Annotated in this window: 13 protein-coding genes and 1 tRNA gene; 10 read left to right on the top strand and 4 right to left on the bottom strand. The window is 52.5% G+C overall.

What is annotated here, in order from left to right; translation table 11 throughout:
* Nucleotides 1–16: 16 nt before the first annotated feature.
* From rlmN to E4T81_RS11380, 5 genes are read left to right on the top strand one after another with little or no spacing between them, the layout of a single operon-like run.
* Nucleotides 17–1,072 (top strand): 23S rRNA (adenine(2503)-C(2))-methyltransferase RlmN, encoded by a 1,056-nt coding sequence (gene rlmN, locus E4T81_RS11400; protein ID WP_135044649.1) that lies wholly within the window; start codon nucleotides 17–19, stop codon nucleotides 1,070–1,072.
* Nucleotides 1,053–2,162, top strand: coding sequence for a DNA replication/repair protein RecF (locus E4T81_RS11395; protein ID WP_135044647.1), 1,110 nt, complete (start codon nucleotides 1,053–1,055; stop codon nucleotides 2,160–2,162). Before rlmN ends, E4T81_RS11395 begins: the two co-directional genes overlap by 20 nt.
* Nucleotides 2,163–2,166: 4 nt before the next feature.
* Nucleotides 2,167–2,457, top strand: coding sequence for a DciA family protein (locus E4T81_RS11390; RefSeq protein WP_135044645.1), 291 nt, complete (start codon nucleotides 2,167–2,169; stop codon nucleotides 2,455–2,457).
* Between the two features lie 6 nt (nucleotides 2,458–2,463).
* Nucleotides 2,464–2,742: a LysO family transporter gene (locus E4T81_RS11385; protein WP_135044643.1), complete on the top strand. Its 279-nt coding sequence runs from the start codon at nucleotides 2,464–2,466 to the stop codon at nucleotides 2,740–2,742.
* Nucleotides 2,732–3,355 carry a lysine exporter LysO family protein gene (locus tag E4T81_RS11380; RefSeq protein WP_135044641.1) on the top strand — a complete coding sequence of 208 codons (624 nt, stop codon included), beginning with the start codon at nucleotides 2,732–2,734 and terminating at the stop codon, nucleotides 3,353–3,355. The genes E4T81_RS11385 and E4T81_RS11380 overlap by 11 nt, the downstream gene beginning before the upstream one ends.
* Nucleotides 3,356–4,527: 1,172 nt before the next feature.
* Here the strand turns inward: E4T81_RS11380 and E4T81_RS11375 are convergent.
* Genes E4T81_RS11375 through E4T81_RS11360 form a run of 4 tightly spaced genes read right to left on the bottom strand, consistent with a single transcriptional unit; the run spans nucleotide 4,528 to nucleotide 12,134 of the window.
* The gene (locus E4T81_RS11375; RefSeq protein WP_135044639.1) at nucleotides 4,528–6,342 is read right to left on the bottom strand and encodes a hypothetical protein; all 1,815 of its coding nucleotides are present in this window, start codon (nucleotides 6,340–6,342) and stop codon (nucleotides 4,528–4,530) included.
* Between the two features lie 23 nt (nucleotides 6,343–6,365).
* Complete coding sequence (locus tag E4T81_RS11370; RefSeq protein WP_135044637.1) at nucleotides 6,366–7,250, bottom strand: hypothetical protein; 885 nt, start codon at nucleotides 7,248–7,250, stop codon at nucleotides 6,366–6,368.
* A 33-nt stretch (nucleotides 7,251–7,283) separates the two neighbouring features.
* Entirely contained in the window at nucleotides 7,284–8,879 is a 1,596-nt protein-coding gene (locus E4T81_RS11365) for a RagB/SusD family nutrient uptake outer membrane protein (protein WP_135044635.1), read from the bottom strand.
* A 30-nt stretch (nucleotides 8,880–8,909) separates the two neighbouring features.
* Nucleotides 8,910–12,134, bottom strand: a complete 3,225-nt coding sequence (locus tag E4T81_RS11360) for a TonB-dependent receptor (protein WP_135044633.1) — start codon at nucleotides 12,132–12,134, stop codon at nucleotides 8,910–8,912.
* A gap of 292 nt (nucleotides 12,135–12,426) precedes the next feature.
* Here E4T81_RS11360 and lysS point away from each other — a divergent pair, with 292 nt between their 5' ends.
* The 5 genes from lysS to E4T81_RS11335 all read left to right on the top strand — a co-directional run bounded on the left by lysS (nucleotide 12,427) and on the right by E4T81_RS11335 (nucleotide 18,091).
* Nucleotides 12,427–14,166 (top strand): lysine--tRNA ligase, encoded by a 1,740-nt coding sequence (lysS, locus tag E4T81_RS11355; protein ID WP_135044631.1) that lies wholly within the window; start codon nucleotides 12,427–12,429, stop codon nucleotides 14,164–14,166.
* Nucleotides 14,163–15,170 (top strand): NAD(P)H-dependent glycerol-3-phosphate dehydrogenase, encoded by a 1,008-nt coding sequence (locus E4T81_RS11350; RefSeq protein WP_245207069.1) that lies wholly within the window; start codon nucleotides 14,163–14,165, stop codon nucleotides 15,168–15,170. The genes lysS and E4T81_RS11350 overlap by 4 nt, the downstream gene beginning before the upstream one ends.
* A 38-nt stretch (nucleotides 15,171–15,208) precedes the next feature.
* The gene (locus E4T81_RS11345) at nucleotides 15,209–16,552 is read left to right on the top strand and encodes a glucose-6-phosphate isomerase (protein ID WP_135044629.1); all 1,344 of its coding nucleotides are present in this window, start codon (nucleotides 15,209–15,211) and stop codon (nucleotides 16,550–16,552) included.
* 234 nt (nucleotides 16,553–16,786) lie between these two features.
* Nucleotides 16,787–16,859 (top strand) — tRNA-Phe (locus E4T81_RS11340).
* A 251-nt stretch (nucleotides 16,860–17,110) separates the two neighbouring features.
* Nucleotides 17,111–18,091 carry a DUF6043 family protein gene (locus tag E4T81_RS11335; RefSeq protein ID WP_135044628.1) on the top strand — a complete coding sequence of 327 codons (981 nt, stop codon included), beginning with the start codon at nucleotides 17,111–17,113 and terminating at the stop codon, nucleotides 18,089–18,091.
* The last annotated feature ends 43 nt before the right edge of the window (nucleotides 18,092–18,134 follow it).

The following is an 18,134-nucleotide window of genomic DNA, read 5'->3' as shown; positions in this document are numbered from 1 at the left end:
ACTTACTTGAATCCTGATGAATAAAAACGACCTACAGCCTCTAATAGGGATGACCCTGCAGCAGCTCCGCGAAGTAGCCGCCGGGTGCGGACTGCCCGGTTTTGCAGCCAAACAGATTGCCGACTGGCTATATGTCAAGCGCGTTACGTCGATTGACGCCATGACCAACATCTCGCTCAAAGGCAGGGAGCGCCTGGCAGCCTCATATTGTGTGGGGCGGTTTTCACCGAAAGCCGAGGCGCGGTCAGTCGACGGCACGGTAAAATATCTGTTTGACGGAAAAGGCGGACGCGACATCGAAGCTGTCTACATCCCCGACCGCGACCGCGCGACACTCTGCGTGTCGTCACAGGCGGGATGCCGCATGGGGTGCCGCTTCTGCATGACCGGGAGGCAGGGATTTCACGGCAACCTCACGACAGCCGACATCATCAACCAGATATTGTCAATACCCGAAAGCCAATCGCTCACCAACATAGTCTTCATGGGCATGGGCGAACCGATGGACAATCTCGACGCCGTGTTGCCCGCGCTGGAGATACTTACGGCGACATGGGGACTGGCATGGAGCCCGAAACGCATAACAGTGTCGACCATCGGTAAAATTAAGGAGCTGAAGACGCTTCTTAACACTACCAAGGTGCATATCGCCATCAGCGTACACTCACCCGTGGCGGAGCAGCGCGCCTCGCTGATGCCTGTCGAAAACGCCTATCCGCTCAAGGATGTGCTTTCGCTACTGCGGGGCTATGACTTCTCCCATCAACGCCGGCTCTCGCTGGAATACATAATGTGGGGCGGACTCAACGACAACCTGCGCTACGCCCAGTCGCTGTCGCGCCTGCTGAAAGGGCTTGACTGTCGTGTAAACCTCATCAGGTTTCACGCAATACCCGACAGCGACCTGAAGACTTCTGACGAAGCTACCATGACCGCTTTCCGCGACAGGCTGAATGACCTTGGCATAACCGCCACGATACGCACATCGCGCGGGGAGGACATAGCCGCCGCCTGCGGAATGCTTGCAGGCAAACAGAACAAACAAGAAAACGATGGTTCTCAAGCATCTTAAAATCTGCAATTTCAAGAATATCGCCGACGCCGAGCTTGACTTCTCGCCAAAGGTCAACTGCTTTCTCGGCAATAACGGCATGGGGAAAAGCAATCTTCTCGACGCCATATATTACCTGAGTTTCTGCAAGAGCTTCACCGGGATGACCGACGCCATGCTCATCAGGCGCGACGAGCAGTTCACGATGCTCAACGCCCGCTACGACCGGCGAGGCGTGGAGGAGGAGCTGTCGCTCGGCATGGCAAAGGGACGGCGCAAGTCGCTCAAGAGAATGGGCAAGGAATACCAGCGTCTGTCAAGCCATATCGGTGCGTTTCCGCTCGTGTTGTCATCACCCCACGACATCGACCTCATACGCGGCACCGGTGAAGAGCGTCGGCGTCTTATCGACATGCTCATATCGCAGGGCGACGCCACTTACCTCGACAGGCTCATCCGATACAACCGGGCGCTTGAACAGCGCAACAAGATGCTGCGCGACCACGTGGGCGACCCCGCGCTCTACATGGCGGTGGAGATGCAGATGGACGCGGCAGCAACCTACCTGCACGCCACACGCGCCAAATGGATAGCATCGCTGTCGGAGATATTTGACCGCTATTACCGCGCCATAGGAGGCGATAACGAGCATGTCACGCTCTCTTACCGCAGCTCGCTTGCCGACGACGGCATGAAATCGCTCACCGACGCGCTGGACCGCTCGCGGCGGCGCGACGAGACGGTGTGTCACACAACAGTGGGACCTCACCGCGACGACATCGACATGCTGCTTGACGGAATGGCAATGAGGCGCGCCGGCTCACAGGGGCAGTGCAAGACCTTTGTGATCGCTCTCCGCCTGGCTCAATACGAGTTTCTGCGCGACACCTCCGGAATGCTTCCCATGCTTCTGCTTGACGATATCTTCGACAAGCTTGACGCTTCGCGCGTGGAGCATATAATGGAGATTGTAACGGGCGAAGGATTCGGACAGATTTTCATAACCGACACCAACCGCACCCATCTTGACGAAATAATGTCGCGGACGACAGGCGACTACCGCATGTGGCTCGTAGACTCGGGCGCGCTTGACATAATCAACCACAGCTAACGACATGAAACGCCCCGAGCCACAGCTACTCGCCGACATAATAAAGGAGAAACTGATGACCGACGGTATCGAACCGCAGTTCAATGAGCAGCGTGTGCTCTACCTGTGGCAGGAGGTGGTAGGTCCCGGAGTCAACCGCTATACTACGCGGCGGTTTATAGACCGCGGGGTGCTCCACATCTACATCTCGTCGGCATCGCTTAAAAATGAGCTGTCATTTCTGCGCGCCAAGCTTATTGACGAGCTTAACAAGGCTGTAGGCGCCAAGGTTGTGACCGAAATCCAGTTTCACTGACCGCGCATGACTCCGCTGATTGTACTTTTCTGCAGTATACTCGCCGGCTTCCTACTGCGTCGCCGACGCCTTACGCTGTTACCCCCGGCGGTGTTCAACATCGTGATATGGCTGCTGCTCTTCCTGCTGGGGCTGTCGGTAGGCTCCGACCGCAATGTCATCGACAACCTGTCGCGCTACGGAGTCAGCGCACTCATCATAGGAGGGCTTGCGACGGCTGGCAGTGTGCTCGCAGCCTACCTGTTGTATAAAATAACCACTCGCAATCATCACGATGAAGGGTAGTCTGATTGTAATAAGTTTTTTTATCGCGGGGATTGCCGCCGGTTACTACGGCATCATCCCTGACGCGGAGGAGATCTCCGGATGCTCCATATATGTGCTGTATCTGCTTATCGCGATAATCGGATTTGAATTTGGCTACAAAAATCTTGCCGCAACTATACGCGGACTTAACTCCGTGTCGCTGATGCTACCCTTTTTCACCGTTGGCGGCACACTGCTTTTCACCATCCCCGCATGGATGATTTTGCGCTCGTTTCCGCTTCAAGACTATCTTGCCGTCAGCAGTGCGACAGGCTACTACTCGCTGTCATCGGTCCTTATAATGGAGTACAAGAAAGCATCGGCAGGACTCGGCACAGCTGCCGAGCTTGCCACGATAGCCCTGCTCTCCAACATGATACGCGAGATAATATCATTGACCTGCGCCCCGTTTTTCCGCAGATACTTCGGATGGTATGCCCCGATAGCATCGGCAGGGGTGGCATCCATAGATGTCGTGCTGCCGGTCATTGCAAGGACATGTGGCGAAAAAGCCGTCCCCATAGCAATCATGCAGGGCGTGGTTCTGGAAATCCTTGTGCCGATAATGATTATGTCATTCTGTTCAATATAATACCGACACGCGGGCGCAGGCATATGCGCGGGCGCAGGTAGACACGCGGGCGACCTTCCAGTCGCCCCTACACTGCATGTATGTACAATTCAACACAATGCCTCATCGCGCATGCACGCCCGGCAGACGCGCGGGCGACCTTCCAGTCGCCCCTACACTGCATGTACGGACAATGCAATGCATTGTAAAACACCGGCAATGCCTCATCGCGTAGCTGTAGGGGCGAGTGGAAGCTCGCCCGAAATACACGCAACACATACACAAAACGGCAGCGCATATACGCCCCGTAGACGCGCGGGCGACCTTCCAGTCGCCCCTACACTGCATGTATGTACAATACAACGCATTGTAAAACATCGCAATGCCTCATCGCGTAGCTGTAGGGGCGAGTGGAAGCTCGCCCGAAATACACGCAACGCATACACAACAAGGCAGCGCATACATGCCCGGCAGAAACGCGGGCGACCTTCCAGTCGCCCCTACACTGCATGTATGGACAATACAACGCATTGTAAAACATCGCTATGCCTCACCGCGTAGCTGTAGGGGCGAGTGGAAGCTCGCCCGAAATACATGCAACACATACACAACACGGCAGCGCAGACACGCCCAGTAGACGCGCGGGCGACCTTCCAGTCGCCCCTACACTGCATGTATGTACAATTCAACGCATTGCAAAACACCAGCAATGCCTCACCGCCCGTACATTGCATGTACATACAACACAATGCATTGTAAAATACCGGCAATGCGTCACCGCGTAGCTGTAGGGGCGAGTGGAAGCTCGCCCGAAATACACGCAACACATACACAAAACGGCGGCGCATACACGCCCGACAGAAACGCGGGCGACCTTCCAGTCGCCCCTACACTGCATGTATGGACAATTCAACACACATGCCTCGCGCGTAGGATGCATGTGTGTTGACGGTGGATTGGTGGCGAAAAAATAGGGCGGTGTCTCACGACACTGCCCTATTGACATGTTGTAAAGTGTATACAGGGATGTGATTTATCATTTGCATACGAATTTCATCGTTAACAATACAAATGTATAACATATTTTTAATAATTCCAACAATTTTCCAATAAATTTCAAATAAAATTAGCGAATTTATAAAAAAAGACCCCGATTTCTGTCGAAACCGGGGTCAAAACCTAAGAGGTCAATATTACATATTGCCTAATCTCTTAACATTGGGACGCATGCGGAACGTGTGGCTCTTGCCATTACGGGCAGGATTAAAGCCTGCCATGCTCAATGACTTGGACTTAGCCACCTTCACCGAAGCAGGAGCGTCACCGGCGGGGAGAGTGATCACAGTCTCATAACGTGAGTTCATCGCCGACGAGAGGTCACCGTCAAACATCACGAACGAAGCTCCAACGGGAAGAGTAATCACGTCATTTGCCATTGTACCGAACACAACGCCTGCCTGCTCTCCGGCAGCTACAATGTCATCAATCGTGTAGCCGCAGTCGATATAATTTGCAGCATCGCTGTACCAGTCAAGAATACCGGATACGTCAAGACCTGACGAAGCGAAAGGCACATATACATGGTCGGGGTCAGAGGCATCTACGACAAGCGCACCGTCAGCCTCTCCATTGAGCGGCCAATAGGGCTGAAGCACGCGGTAAAGACCCTCTTTATCATTATGCTTCTGAATCCCCGCCTGCCAGCTCATAGGCTCGAAACCGTCCAAGAGCGGAAGAAGCATACCGTCGGCATATTCACCTACGCCAAGAGAGATCCAGTTAGCGTCATCATAATAGCTGAACAGAGTCGCTACAGTCTCCTGCGCCTCGCCTGCCTTGTCATAAGCCACAGCCACGATAGTGTAAGTTCCTTCCTCACTTATGGTGAAGTCGGCTGTCTGGGGCGCTTCAGAGTAGTTAAGAGTTACAACACCCTCAAGCTCGTCGGCCTCGATAGCCTCGACAGCTGAATCAGAGTCGGCTCCGGAGATGACAGCAACCTTGACGGTCTTGACATCCTTGCCCATAGTAACCTCAGTCACAGCTTTCTTGACGCCACCTACATAGTCGATAATGCCTGCAAGGGGAGCGCTTACGCTGTAATCGCCGTCAACACCACCGGGAAGTATAAGCTTGAACTTGCCATTGGCATTTCCGGTATACCAGCCGTCGCTACCCATCGCGACAAGAAGCGAACCTTTGGGGAAGGTAATTACACCGTTTGTCACCTTACCATAGTTGCCCTCGGCAGCGGCAGGATTGCCTTGCGCGATGCGCAGACCGGCTACAGAGAAGAATGTAAATTCACCATATCCCCAGTCAAAGCCCATCGGCGACTCCTCGATATAAACCTTTGTGGGGTCGACGGCATTGATAGTGAGGTAATAGTTATTGTCCGGGTCATAATCACCGGGTTCATTGTAAGGATAATCAGCGCCGTAAGGATTAACGAGGCGGTAAAGTCCGGGCTGGGTCATGCTCTCCTCAACCTCTACAAGATAGGTCACAGACTCAGCATTAAACACAGATGCGATATAGTCGTCGGTGTACTTGCACATACCGATTGACTTCCAGGGAGCATAAAGCACTACGAAAGAAGTGCTTGAGTCACCGTAAAGGGTGGCGTCTTTCTCGTCAAGCTTGAGCGAGATCGGATAACGCACATTTCCTTCGATTGAAGAGAAGTCGTAGGTCACATGAAGCATTGCGGTAGCCTTACCGTCGGCAAAAGTCACCGAAGAGGGGATATTGAATATTCCCGAGGGGTCATTGGCGGTTATGTTGACGGTAAGCGCGCCGATAGTGTCCTGACGAAGCACCAATATGTCAAACTCATCCTGATCCTCAACGATGTTGATGGTCGACTCCTGAGCGTTGTTGAAATAGACCTGGGCATTGCCGGGCACCTCAGCAGGCACATAGTCGTTGTCGTCATCGGAGCAGGAAGCAAACCCTGCGGCAGTGGCAACGACCATTACTGCGGCAAATAATTTATATAGCTTATTCATTGTTGTTTACATTAAAAAAGTTATTATTCTTCACTAACCGCATTCCAGCCTTCAGGAAGCTTATAGGTCTCCACCCACTGATACTGAGTAGGCCAGTAGCCTGTGCCGTCGGCATTGCTAACGGTGTAGAACTTCAGGTCAAGACCATTGTCAGTCACCTGAGAGTCCTGTCCGCCCCAGTTAAGATAGACGGGAGCGTTGCCTGAACCGGTGTTAAAGATTACCTGATTGTCACACAGCGCCGAGGTAGCAGCCCAGTCAATCTCCTGCCAGTCTTCGTCAAGCACGAGGTCAAGCGAATGGGGGAGCGCCTTTGTTCCGTAAGGATTCTCAATCATGAGATAAGCGGGGTCAATCGCACGTGCCCATATAGTCACTGTGGTGTCGACGGTAGCGTCGCCGGGGTTGCCGCCATTCTTGATGTAGGCAAGGAGCTGAGATTTAAGCTCGGCGGTGCCGACAGAGACAGAGTTGGCAAATTGCACGTTTGCAGTCCACTTGCCCTTTGCAGAAGGAGCTATGCTCTCTGTGCCGAGGGCTACAGTCACTGTTCCCGCGGGGTTAAACCAGGGAGCCGCGTCAAAGTCGGGAGTCAGGTTAACGGTGATGTAAGTCTCGCTGCTTCCATCGGCGAAGTCGACAGAGGCGGGAGCAGTCGCGGTAAGATAAGCGACGTCAGACGAAACTGTCAGGGGCACTGACACATCACCTACCGTAGTGCCGCGGGTCACAAGCAGTGAAACCGGCGCTATGGTCTTTGAATCGGGATTGAGCGTGTAGGACTGGTCGGCGGAAAGAATCGCATACTCCACGCTTGCGGGGACATACTCTTCCCAATAGCCCTTGTCACTGCAGGAAGAGAGCATCACCGGTGCGGCAAGAGCCGCGAATATAGCTAATTTATTCATAATATTCTTGGATGAATCTTTTTCAGTCAGTTATTAATAATCAGCAACGGGTCTGGGGTCGGGAGTAGCGACATCAGTGTACCCGAGAATCTTGTTGGCGTTAGACTCGCCCTGCGGAATGTGGTAGAGAAGCACGGGATCGTCGGGAGCGATGTTGAACACAAGCGAGGGCTCAAATCCTGCACCGCGACGGTCAACACCGGTCTTCAGACGCATGATGTCGAAGTAAGACACACCCTCGCCCCAAAGCTCCACGCGGCGCTGCCAGTAGACAGCCTTGCGGATGTCATCGGCTGTACCGGTAGGATTGACATAGGCGGGGTTACGGTAAGCGCGCACGAAGTCACCGAGAGTGGCAGCTCCGGTCGACGGGCTGATCATCGCCTGTGCCTCGGCAAGGATAAGGTAAAGTTCCTCGACGCGGAGCAGCGGAATATCATTGGCATTGGTGGTCTGTCCGAGCACGTCCTTGTAAGGAGCAAACTTAACCTGTACATAAGCCTTGCCTACATCCTCGCTGATAGCCTCGTCGACATATTCCTGGTAAGCCTCGGTAAGGTTGGCTGACACGCCTTCCTCGTTAAGGAACCATCCCTTGCGCACATCAGAGTCAGGAATCTCGTCATAAAGCGCCTTGGAAATCTTGCGCCATGAACCCACCTGTGCATAACCGTAGGTAAATGTACCCATGTGAGAAGGCCAGTTACAGATACCGGTGGTAACGACACGGTCGCTTTCCTCTACATCAACAGCCCAGAGCCATGCAGAGTCGTTGCAGTCCCAGAAAGTGGGGCGCGACACCTCGGCGATGGAATAAGGAGTACAGCCGGAGTTGGCGATGGCATATTCAGCGTCGTCGGCAGCTTCCTGCCACTTGCCCATACAGAGATAGACACGGGCGCGAAGACCGCGGGCGGTAGCCTCGCTGACAAACTTCTTGGCACCTACACGCACATGCTTGGTGGCGTTCAGGTTATTGATAGCCTCGTCAAGGTCAGAGAGAATCTGAGCGTAGACTTCCTCTACGGTAGAGCATGCAAGACCGCTTGCGGCAGCCTCAAGTGCATTCTCTTCAGTGATGACAGGCACACAGCGCTTGTCTTCGCTGCCGAGATAGGTGAACTGATAATACTGCGCAAGCACGTGATAGTCAAATGCGCGGAATGCGAGCGCCTGAGCGCGGTAGTAGAGAAGAGTCTCGTCCTCAGTGTCGGCAGAGATGCTGCTCAACACGTTGTTGCAGGCAAATATCTGGTTGTAAGCCGTGCGCCATATAAGGTTGGTGAAGGATGAGGTATTGGTCACGTCACTCCAGATGGTTGAAGAGCCGTACCAGTTATAGCCGGTGTTGAGCGCCACCATATCGTAGCCACGGCTGTCGGTTGCGAGCATTACACCGGGATAGCCGATGTCATAGTGAGCGTCGGGGTTGCCGGAAGAGTTACCATAGACTGAAAACAGGGTAGCGATACCGTTTACGCCCGCCTCAGCCATATCCGGGTCATTTTTCAACACACCTTCCTTCTGGTCGGTGGTGATGTTGTTGCCGATAGGATAGGTATCGAGGTCGTTACACCCTACCGCCATTGTGCCCAGAAGGGCTATAGTCAATAATTTATATGATTTCATAACAATTTTCTGATAGGAGAACACAGTTGATTAGAATACCACTTTTAGACCACCTGAGATACAACGCATAGCGGTGTAGAGTGAAGTCGTAGCCACGGTGTAGCTCTGACGCGGGTCAAGACCCTTGCGGGCGCTGAACAGGGCGAGATTGTCGGCTGTTCCGTAGACGCGCACTGACTCGATGCCGATACGCCTGGTAAGACGCTCGGGGATAGTATAACCGAGGGTGATATTGTTGATCGAGAAATAATTTGATGTCACAAGAGCACGGTCGGTAACATTGCTGTAGAACGTGAAGCTGTCACCTGTGTCAAGACGGGGCACAGAAGTGTGCTGGTTGGTCGGGGTCCACGCGTCAAGGATGTCCACATGCCAGTTATGACCGTAGGATGCCGATGTACCCGAACCCATGAATTCCTGATAGCCCTGGTCCCAGATCTTACCGCCAAACTGATAAGCGCAGGCGATAGAGAGGTCAAATCCGTAAGCCTTCAAAGTGGTGGAGAGACCTCCGTAGGCTGTCGGGAGAAGGTCGCCGGTAGGCTGGCGCCATGCGGTAGAATAAGTAGAGGTAGGATAGTCGCTTCCGGGGATGCGGTTGCCATTTTCGTCGGTTTCCCACGCCCAGAAGAGCGGCTTACCGGTAGCGGCGTCCACACCTGCGTATTTCACCATGTCAAACTGATACATTGACTCGCCCTCACGGAAGATGCGATGACCCGACTTGAGTTCTCCGCCAAGCTCGGGAGCAAGCTTCAGCACCTTGTTGTTGATAAAGGTGATGTTGCCGGTGATGCTCCAGGTGATGTTGCGGGTGTTTATAGGCAGATAAGTCAATTCAAGCTCGAAACCGTAGTTACGCATAGAGCCGATGTTCATCGGGATTGAGGCGTAACCGAGCGATGGAGCCACGGGCTTGTTGTAAAGCATGTCGGTAGTCTCGCGGTTGAAATACTCGGCGCTACCTGAGATCTTGCTCTTGAGGAAGCTGAAATCGACACCTACGTTAAATGAGTTGGACTTTTCCCAGGTGATGTCGGGGTTACCCTTGAAGTAGAGTGTACCGTCGCTCCAGCTGTCGGCACCGCTGATGGTGTACTGGTCGAGATAAGCGTAGTAGTAACCGTTGTTGGTGCTGTCTTCGCTTTTGAGGTTGTCGTTACCCTGCTGTCCGAAAGAAGCGCGGAGCTTCAGGCGGTCAAGCCATGTAGTGGTAGACTCCATGAAGCGCTCCTGGGCGATGTCCCACGCAGCCGACACAGAGAAGAAGTCGCCCCAGCGCTTATCGGGCGCGAAGCGAGAAGAAGCGTCGCGGCGGTAGCTGAAGCTGAAGAAGTAGCGGCTGTCGAAGTCGTAGTTAAGACGTCCGAAGATACCGCGTGTAGCGTAATCGAGATATGCGCCGTAACCTTTGCGGTCATTGTTGGCGAGGGTGTTGTTGACAGCCCATGACATCGGGTCGTAAAGACCTGATCCGAGAGCCTGGGTGTATTCATTGTTCCACTCGTAGCTTTCATAACCGAGCAGGAAGTCAAATGTATGATATTCCCAGAAGGTGCGGTTGTAGTTGGCAAGTGCCTGGAGGTTAAGACCCTTGGTGCGCTCAGCAACCTGGATAGCCTGACCGCCCATGTCGGCAAACTGACCGTAGACGGGGTTAAGCACCTGATGCAGACGCTGGTTCTGCACGGTAAGACCTACGCTACCGGTGATTTTAAGACCCTCTACGGGAGAAATCTCGGCAAACCACTTGCCGTTGAAGAGGTCGGTAAGATATTCGGTCTTGTCATAGAGGAGCTGTGACATAGGGTTGGCCTGCGACATGAACTGGCGGCTGAAAGCTGTGCTCTTGCCGTCACCGTAGTCGTAAACGGGGTTGCCGTAAGCCTCGTTGTACATGATATTGCCCGCCGCGTCACGCACATAGAGCGGATAGATGGGGGCGATCGCATTGGCGATGTAGAAGGCGTTGCCTGACGAGCTGGTTGAGTTTTCATCCATGTCATCGGGATACTGTGACTTACCGAATGAATAAGCCATGTTGCTGCCTATCTTGAGCCAGTTGTTGACCTGATATTCCAGTGAGCCACGGGTCGAGAGACGCTCGTAGGAAGAGTTCTGGATGATACCTTCGTCTTTCAGGTAGCTGCCTGACACGAAGAAGTTCATTTTGTCGTTGCCGCCTGACACGCTCACGTTGTATTCCTGACGCAGACCGTTGCGGTAAGCGCCTTCAGCCCAGTCGTCGGGGGTGAAATAGTTGGTGCCGTTGCTGTAGCCGAGCACCGCATTGGGGTTAAGCTTTCCGTCGCGACCGATGAGATACTGTCCGGCGGGAAGGGTCCACACGCGGTAACCGGTCATGTCAAAGAGCTGGTTGGCAGCTGCATAACGGTAAGCGGCATCGGGTGAATAGCCGAGATTGTATTTACCGTTGTTATATTTTGCCTGATAAGCAAGCTCCATATACTGTGCCGGGCTCTTGATGACATCATAGTTGGTGATTTCGCGAGAGTTGGCACCCCAGCGAGCGTCAAATGTCACCTTGGCTTTTCCCTCCTTACCACGCTTGGTGGTGATAAGAATCACACCGTTGGCACCACGGGCACCGTAAAGGGCTGCCGCAGCGGCATCCTTCAACACTGTCATGGACTCGATGTCGGAAGGGTTAAGACCGGTGATGTCACCGTCATAGGGCATGCCGTCAAGCACATAGAGAGGAGCCATAGAGGCGTTGATCGAGCCGACACCGCGGATGCGCACCTTCGCCGCCTCACCGGGCTGACCGTTGGCGCTCAATGTCTGCACACCGGCTACCGTACCTGAAAGGGCATTGGTGATGTTGGAAACGAGACGGTCCTCAATCACTGAGGCGTCAATCACAGAAGCGGCGCCTGTATAGGCACTCTTCTTGGCTGTACCGTATGCCACCACCATAACTTCGTCAAGCTTGTTTTCAGAATCGGCAAGCTTGATGACGAGATTATAGGGGGGGGTACCTGTAATGCTGACCTCCTGAGTGTTCATACCCACGTAAGAGACCTTCAGCTTATTCACTGTGGACGGAATGTTCAGCGAGAAATTTCCGTCGATGTCAGTAGCCGTACCCTGACCGGCGCCCACAGGAAGCACAGTGGCTCCTACAAGCGGTTCATCATCCCCGGCATACAATACTGTACCCTTCACTGTGCGCGTCTGCGCCGACGCCATTGCAAAGCAAACAAGAGTACAGAGCAAGAAACATAGCTTTCTCATACTTGTAAAAATGTAAAAACTAAAAAAATTTAACCTAACAATAGTTGCTAATACGTAACTAAAACGCAAAATTATTAAAAAAGTTTATATTATCAAAATATAACTCAATTATTGTCATGACATATTCACTTTTTAAAAGCTTTTTTCAACAAAGAGTCACACAAAAACGGCATTTTGCAATCAAGTATTTTTTGAAAAATTAATGTACCGGCAAGCATTTCTACATATAATATAGTGGAGAAGTGGCATGAATTGCTTAATTTTGCGGATATTTGATTAATTATATCTGTTTATGAATTTACTTGAACTGAGCGAACAGGAGATTATACGCCGCGGCAGCCTCGACGAAATGCGCCGTCTCGGCATTGACCCCTATCCGGCAGCCCTTTACCCGGTGGATGCCTACACGACAGAAATTAAGGAGACTTTTAAAGATGACGAACCCGCACGCGAGGTGTGTGTCGCCGGCAGAATCATGAGCCGCCGCATCATGGGCAAGGCATCGTTCATGGAACTACAGGACTCTAAAGGCAGAATCCAGGTTTATATAAGCCGCGACGACCTTTGCCCCGGCGAAGACAAGGATTTATATAATGTAGTGTTCAAGAAGCTCCTTGACATCGGCGACTTTGTCGGGATAAAAGGATTTGTGTTCCGCACCCAGACCGGCGAGATTTCAGTTCATGCCAAAGAACTTACAGTGTTAAGCAAGTCGCTGCGCCCGCTGCCTATCGTGAAGGTGAAGGACGGAGTGACCTACGACGCCTTTGACGACCCGGAGCTGCGCTACCGCCGCCGCTATGTCGACCTTGTGGTCAACGACCAGGTGAAAGACATCTTCATCAAGCGCACAAAGGTGTTTAACTCAATGCGCAGCTATTTCAACGACCACGGCTACATGGAGGTCGAGACCCCTATCCTGCAGTCGATCCCGGGCGGTGCAGCCGCGCGCCCCTTCATCACCCACCACAATGCGCTCGACATACCGCTCTATCTGCGTATCGCCGACGAGCTTTATCTGAAGCGCCTTATCGTGGGAGGATTTGAGGGAGTATATGAATTTTCCAAGAATTTCCGCAACGAGGGAATGGACCGCACCCACAACCCCGAGTTCACCTGTATGGAGATATATGTCTCTTACAAGGACTACAACTGGATGATGGACTTCACCGAGAAGATGCTTGAAAAGATATGTCTTGACGTGAACGGCACCACCGAGGTCAAGGTAGGCGACAACGTGATCAGCTTCAAGGCTCCGTTTAAGCGCATCACCATGATTGACGCCATAAAGGAGCATACCGGCATCGACATCGCCGGAATGGATGAAGCACAACTTCGCGAGACCGCACGTTCTCTCGGCATTGAGGTCGACGAGACCATGGGCAAAGGCAAGCTTATCGACGAGATATTCGGTGAAAAATGTGAGGGCAACTATATCCAGCCCACATTTATTATAGACTACCCGATCGAGATGTCGCCGCTTACAAAGCGCCACCGCAACAACCCGGAGCTGACAGAGCGCTTCGAGCTAATGGTCAACGGCAAGGAGCTCGCCAACGCTTACTCGGAGCTTAATGACCCGATCGACCAGTATGAGCGTTTCGTGGAGCAGATGAAGCTCGCCGAGAAAGGCGACGACGAGGCGATGATTATCGACAAGGACTTCATTCGCGCCCTTGAATATGGCATGCCCCCCACATCGGGAATGGGTATCGGCATGGACCGTCTCGTGATGCTGATGACTGGGCAGACCACCATCCAGGAGGTGCTTCTCTTCCCGCAGATGCGTCCTGAGAAGACCCAGCCGCGCGACAAGGCGGAGGCCTACACGGCAATCGGAGTGCCCGAGGAATGGGTGGCTCCACTGCAGAAAGCAGGCGTGATGACCGTGAGCCAGCTCGCAGGAGCCAATCCTGGCAAACTATTCCAGGACCTGTGTGGTTTAAATAAGAAGTATAAACTTGAACTCAAAAACCCATCGCAAGACGACATAAAGGCTTGGATAGCCGCCGTCGAAGAAAAGCAGTCATGAAGCAAAACTCTGAAACATATGGAAAGATAGCCGTCATGGGCGGCGGCTCATGGGCCACGGCTCTTGCCAAGCTGTTGCTTCAGAATTGCGACGAGATAATATGGTATATGCGCCGCGACGACCGCATCGAGTCGTTTCGGCGCCTCGGTCATAATCCCGCCTACCTCTCCGACGTGGAGTTTCCGATTGACCGCATCAACTTCTACAGCGACATTAACGCTGCCTGTGACGCCGCCGACACGCTGCTGATGGCCATGCCCTCGCCCTACTTCAAGAGCCATCTCGCCAAGCTCACCATCGACATCTCTGACAAGAACATCGTAATCGCGACCAAGGGCATTGTGCCCGACGAAAACGAGCTTATCAGCGACTACATGGAAAGCTATTATGGCGTCGACCCGGCAAGGATAGTGGTCGTGGCAGGCCCGTGTCACGCTGAAGAGGTGGCGCTCGGACGCCTCAGCTATCTGACAGTCGCAAGCAGCGACTTAAAGATTGCCGAGTGTTTTGCCAAGGCGCTCAACGGAAAGGCGATGAAGACTCTCGTGTCGACCGACGTAAGGGGCATCGAGTATGCCGGCGTGCTGAAAAATGTCTACGCCATCGCCTCGGGCATGGTCCACGGATTCAAGGCAGGCGACAATTTCCAGGCAATCCTGCTCTCCAATGCCATCAGGGAGATGGACCGGTTTATACAGACGATGGTCGGCAGCAGCCGCAACATATGTGACTCCGTATATCTCGGCGACCTCCTCGTCACTTCCTACTCCCGCTTCTCGCGCAACCATAATTTCGGCTCCATGATAGGCAAGGGGTCGGCTGTGAAACGCGCCATGATGGAGATGGAAATGGTAGCGGAAGGATACTACGGCACCAAATGCATCTGGGAAATCAACCGCGAGCCGCAGGTGGAAATGCCGATACTCGACGCGATGTATGCCGTGCTCTACAAGCAGACCCCGGTGTCGCTCGCAATCGAAGAGATGAGCAACAAGTTTAAATAAACAGTGAGACATAAAACATTATCTTCACAATAATTATTATGAAAAAAATTCAAGTAAACATCAATTCTGTGATTTCGACAGTACCTGAAAACGAAATTCACGCCCTTGAGTCAGCAGCCGCCAAACCCGCCCTCGAAAAGCTCAAAAGCGGAACAGGCGAAGGCAACGACTTCCTCGGATGGCTTGACCTGCCGGCAAGAACACCCGAACATCATCTCGACGAAATCATCGCCGTGGCAAATGACCTGCGCAACTCCTGCGACTATGTCGTATCGGTAGGTATCGGAGGCTCTTACCTCGGAGCAAAGGCTGTGATCGAGGCTCTCGCCGATTCATTTGACGCCTATGCACCCGTAAAGCCGGGAAGCCCCAAGGTGTTGTTTGCCGGACAAAATATCGGCGAAGACTACCTCTACGAGCTTCAGGAATTTCTGAAGGACAAGAAATTCGGCATCATCGTAATCTCAAAATCAGGCACCACCACAGAGCCGGCAATCGCATTCCGCCTGCTCAAGGAGCAGCTTGAGTCACAGGTGGGCAAGGAAGAGGCCGGCAAGCGCATTGTGGCTATCACCGACGCAAAACGCGGCGCCCTACGCCAGCTTGCCACCGAGGAAGGCTACAAGACATTTGTGATTGACGACAACGTGGGCGGCCGATTCTCAGTGCTCACCCCCGTGGGTCTGCTTCCCATCGCCGTAGCAGGATATGACATCAAGAAGCTTGTGAAGGGCGCGCTCGACATGCAGCACGAGTGTCTCAACTCAGGCGACGACAACATATGCGAGCTTTATGCCTCTACCCGCAACGCCCTCTACCGCGCAGGCAAAAAGACTGAAATACTCGTAAACTACAACCCCAAGCTCCACTTCTTCGGAGAATGGTGGAAGCAGCTCTATGGCGAAAGCGAAGGAAAAGACCACAAGGGCATATTCCCCGCTGCCGTAGACTTCTCTACCGACCTCCACTCAATGGGACAGTGGATTCAGGATGGCGAACGCACTATCTTTGAGACCGTAATCTCAGTCGAAAAGAGCGCCCACGAAAAAGCAATCCCCTCCGACGCAGCCAATCTCGACGGACTCAACTACATAGCAGGAAAGCGTGTCGACGAAGTAAACAAGATGGCAGAACTCGGAACACGCATAGCCCACGTAGACGGAGGTGTGCCCAATATCCGCATCACAATCCCCGAACTCACTGAAGAATACCTCGGACAGCTCATCTACTTCTTTGAACTGTCATGTGGCATCTCAGGCTATATCCTGGACGTGAACCCGTTCAACCAGCCCGGCGTAGAGGCTTACAAGAGCAACATGTTTGCCCTACTCGAAAAGCCCGGCTACGAAGAAGCAACAAAGGCAATCCAGGCAAAACTCTAACCACGCCATTGCCGACAACCCTACAAAGCCCCTGCGACACAGCCCTGCCGCAGGGGCTTTCCCTACCCCGCTTCCAAGAAGCCACATCACCATCCACGCAATAGCGCAACAGCACTGCAATTCAACAACTTACGCCATCACCACAAACTATCCTCAAAAAAACATTCAAAAAAATCACCGAAACACTTGCAAAACCCAAAATAACTTCGTAACTTTGCAACGCAAAACAAAAACGGTGCCATAGCTCAGTTGGTAGAGCAAAGGACTGAAAATCCTTGTGTCCCCGGTTCGATTCCTGGTGGCACCACCTCCAAAATAGCCAAGTAGTTGAATTTCAACTACTTGGCTATTTTACTTTCACTCTAATTTTGCCGAGTTCCCTATAAAGTTACCTATGAGAGAGGCGTTTGGACGGTGCTGAACCAGCCTTGACGCAACTGAATGAACGTAAAATAAATCTGTTTACATTTTTTAATAAAGCACGGCGAGTGAACCATTCAATCGGGTTGTCGGTTTGTAGATTGCGGGATAATGAAGTCCCGCCGTTTACATCACAATATGAAAATTAAACCCCGTACAATCAAGCACGAGAAATTCAAGGAAATGGTCAAGGAGTGGCTTGACACCCACCGAGAGGAATATTGCGCCTTTGCCGAGGAAGTAAGCAGGCGCGACCGTTCCGGTTTTATACAGATATTTGAATATGCTCAGTTAGCAGCTCCGGGTTATGCCAACGTTGTCATGGCTAAAATGTCGGAGAAGAATCCTAAGGATCTGGATTCAATAGAGAAATTTTTGAGAGATGCCGACATAGCCTCTACTCTTGTCGATGGGTTCCAGTCGCAGAAGCCTGACTCCATTGTTCCTGCGATGCTGGCATGGATGTATTTCGGCAACAGCTGGGAAACTGTCGTTTCATACAACGAGGAAATGATACAGGACAAGGATACCGGTCTGTCTGACCGTATAAAAGCACGCTTTATGATTCTTGTGACAATCCAAATGAGCATAGTCAACGGACACCGCACAAGAGAAGATTGGCGGCAATTCCGAAAAATTCAGAAATCTATGGGAAGCATTGTGCCGGTTACCGACACCGTCATTGAGGAAATGGAGGAAGAAAGACCGGAGGCTGCTCTGACTGATGATGAAGTATCCGAAGTGACCGATGAAAAGAAAGAGCCGAAGAAACGTGGCAGGAAAAAAATCCGCGAAACCCTTGACAACCTCATTCCCGACGACACAGACCGTATAAAGGGGAAAATATCGGAGTTCCTGAAACTCCGGTCGAGCGGCAATGACCTCGCCATGCTGTATATCTATCTTCACGAGGATTCGCACATACGCAGTTGCGACATCTCCACATTCCACGATGCCCTGTCGGAACATTATCCTGAATACAAGTTTGTCGGTCTGCGCGGAGTGCAGAAAGCCCACCAGCAGCTCACCACTCCGATGATGGGAGGCAAGCGCATGATTGATATGGGGCAGGATAAAAAGAATCTCGACAATATCAGAAACCATTTTGAGGCGGCATAACGCCGGAAATTCACCATATTGAAGCCATCTGACCTTTGCGGTC

The organism is Barnesiella sp. WM24, assembly GCF_004570975.1.
Classification (GTDB): domain Bacteria; phylum Bacteroidota; class Bacteroidia; order Bacteroidales; family Muribaculaceae; genus Muribaculum.
The sequence above is the reverse complement of the archived record's forward strand: the minus strand, read 5'-3'. Positions and strand labels throughout refer to the sequence as shown.

Bases quoted from the DNA above. Each gene is read 5' to 3' on its own strand.
- rlmN (WP_135044649.1), top strand. From the start codon at position 17: ATGAATAAAAACGACCTACAGCCTCTAATAGGGATGACCCTGCAGCAG.
- E4T81_RS11395 (WP_135044647.1), top strand. From the start codon at position 1,053: ATGGTTCTCAAGCATCTTAAAATCTGCAATTTCAAGAATATCGCCGAC.
- E4T81_RS11390 (WP_135044645.1), top strand. From the start codon at position 2,167: ATGAAACGCCCCGAGCCACAGCTACTCGCCGACATAATAAAGGAGAAA.
- E4T81_RS11385 (WP_135044643.1), top strand. From the start codon at position 2,464: ATGACTCCGCTGATTGTACTTTTCTGCAGTATACTCGCCGGCTTCCTA.
- E4T81_RS11380 (WP_135044641.1), top strand. From the start codon at position 2,732: ATGAAGGGTAGTCTGATTGTAATAAGTTTTTTTATCGCGGGGATTGCC.
- E4T81_RS11375 (WP_135044639.1), bottom strand. From the start codon at position 6,342: ATGAATAAGCTATATAAATTATTTGCCGCAGTAATGGTCGTTGCCACT.
- E4T81_RS11370 (WP_135044637.1), bottom strand. From the start codon at position 7,250: ATGAATAAATTAGCTATATTCGCGGCTCTTGCCGCACCGGTGATGCTC.
- E4T81_RS11365 (WP_135044635.1), bottom strand. From the start codon at position 8,879: ATGAAATCATATAAATTATTGACTATAGCCCTTCTGGGCACAATGGCG.
- E4T81_RS11360 (WP_135044633.1), bottom strand. From the start codon at position 12,134: ATGAGAAAGCTATGTTTCTTGCTCTGTACTCTTGTTTGCTTTGCAATG.
- lysS (WP_135044631.1), top strand. From the start codon at position 12,427: ATGAATTTACTTGAACTGAGCGAACAGGAGATTATACGCCGCGGCAGC.
- E4T81_RS11350 (WP_245207069.1), top strand. From the start codon at position 14,163: ATGAAGCAAAACTCTGAAACATATGGAAAGATAGCCGTCATGGGCGGC.
- E4T81_RS11345 (WP_135044629.1), top strand. From the start codon at position 15,209: ATGAAAAAAATTCAAGTAAACATCAATTCTGTGATTTCGACAGTACCT.
- E4T81_RS11335 (WP_135044628.1), top strand. From the start codon at position 17,111: ATGAAAATTAAACCCCGTACAATCAAGCACGAGAAATTCAAGGAAATG.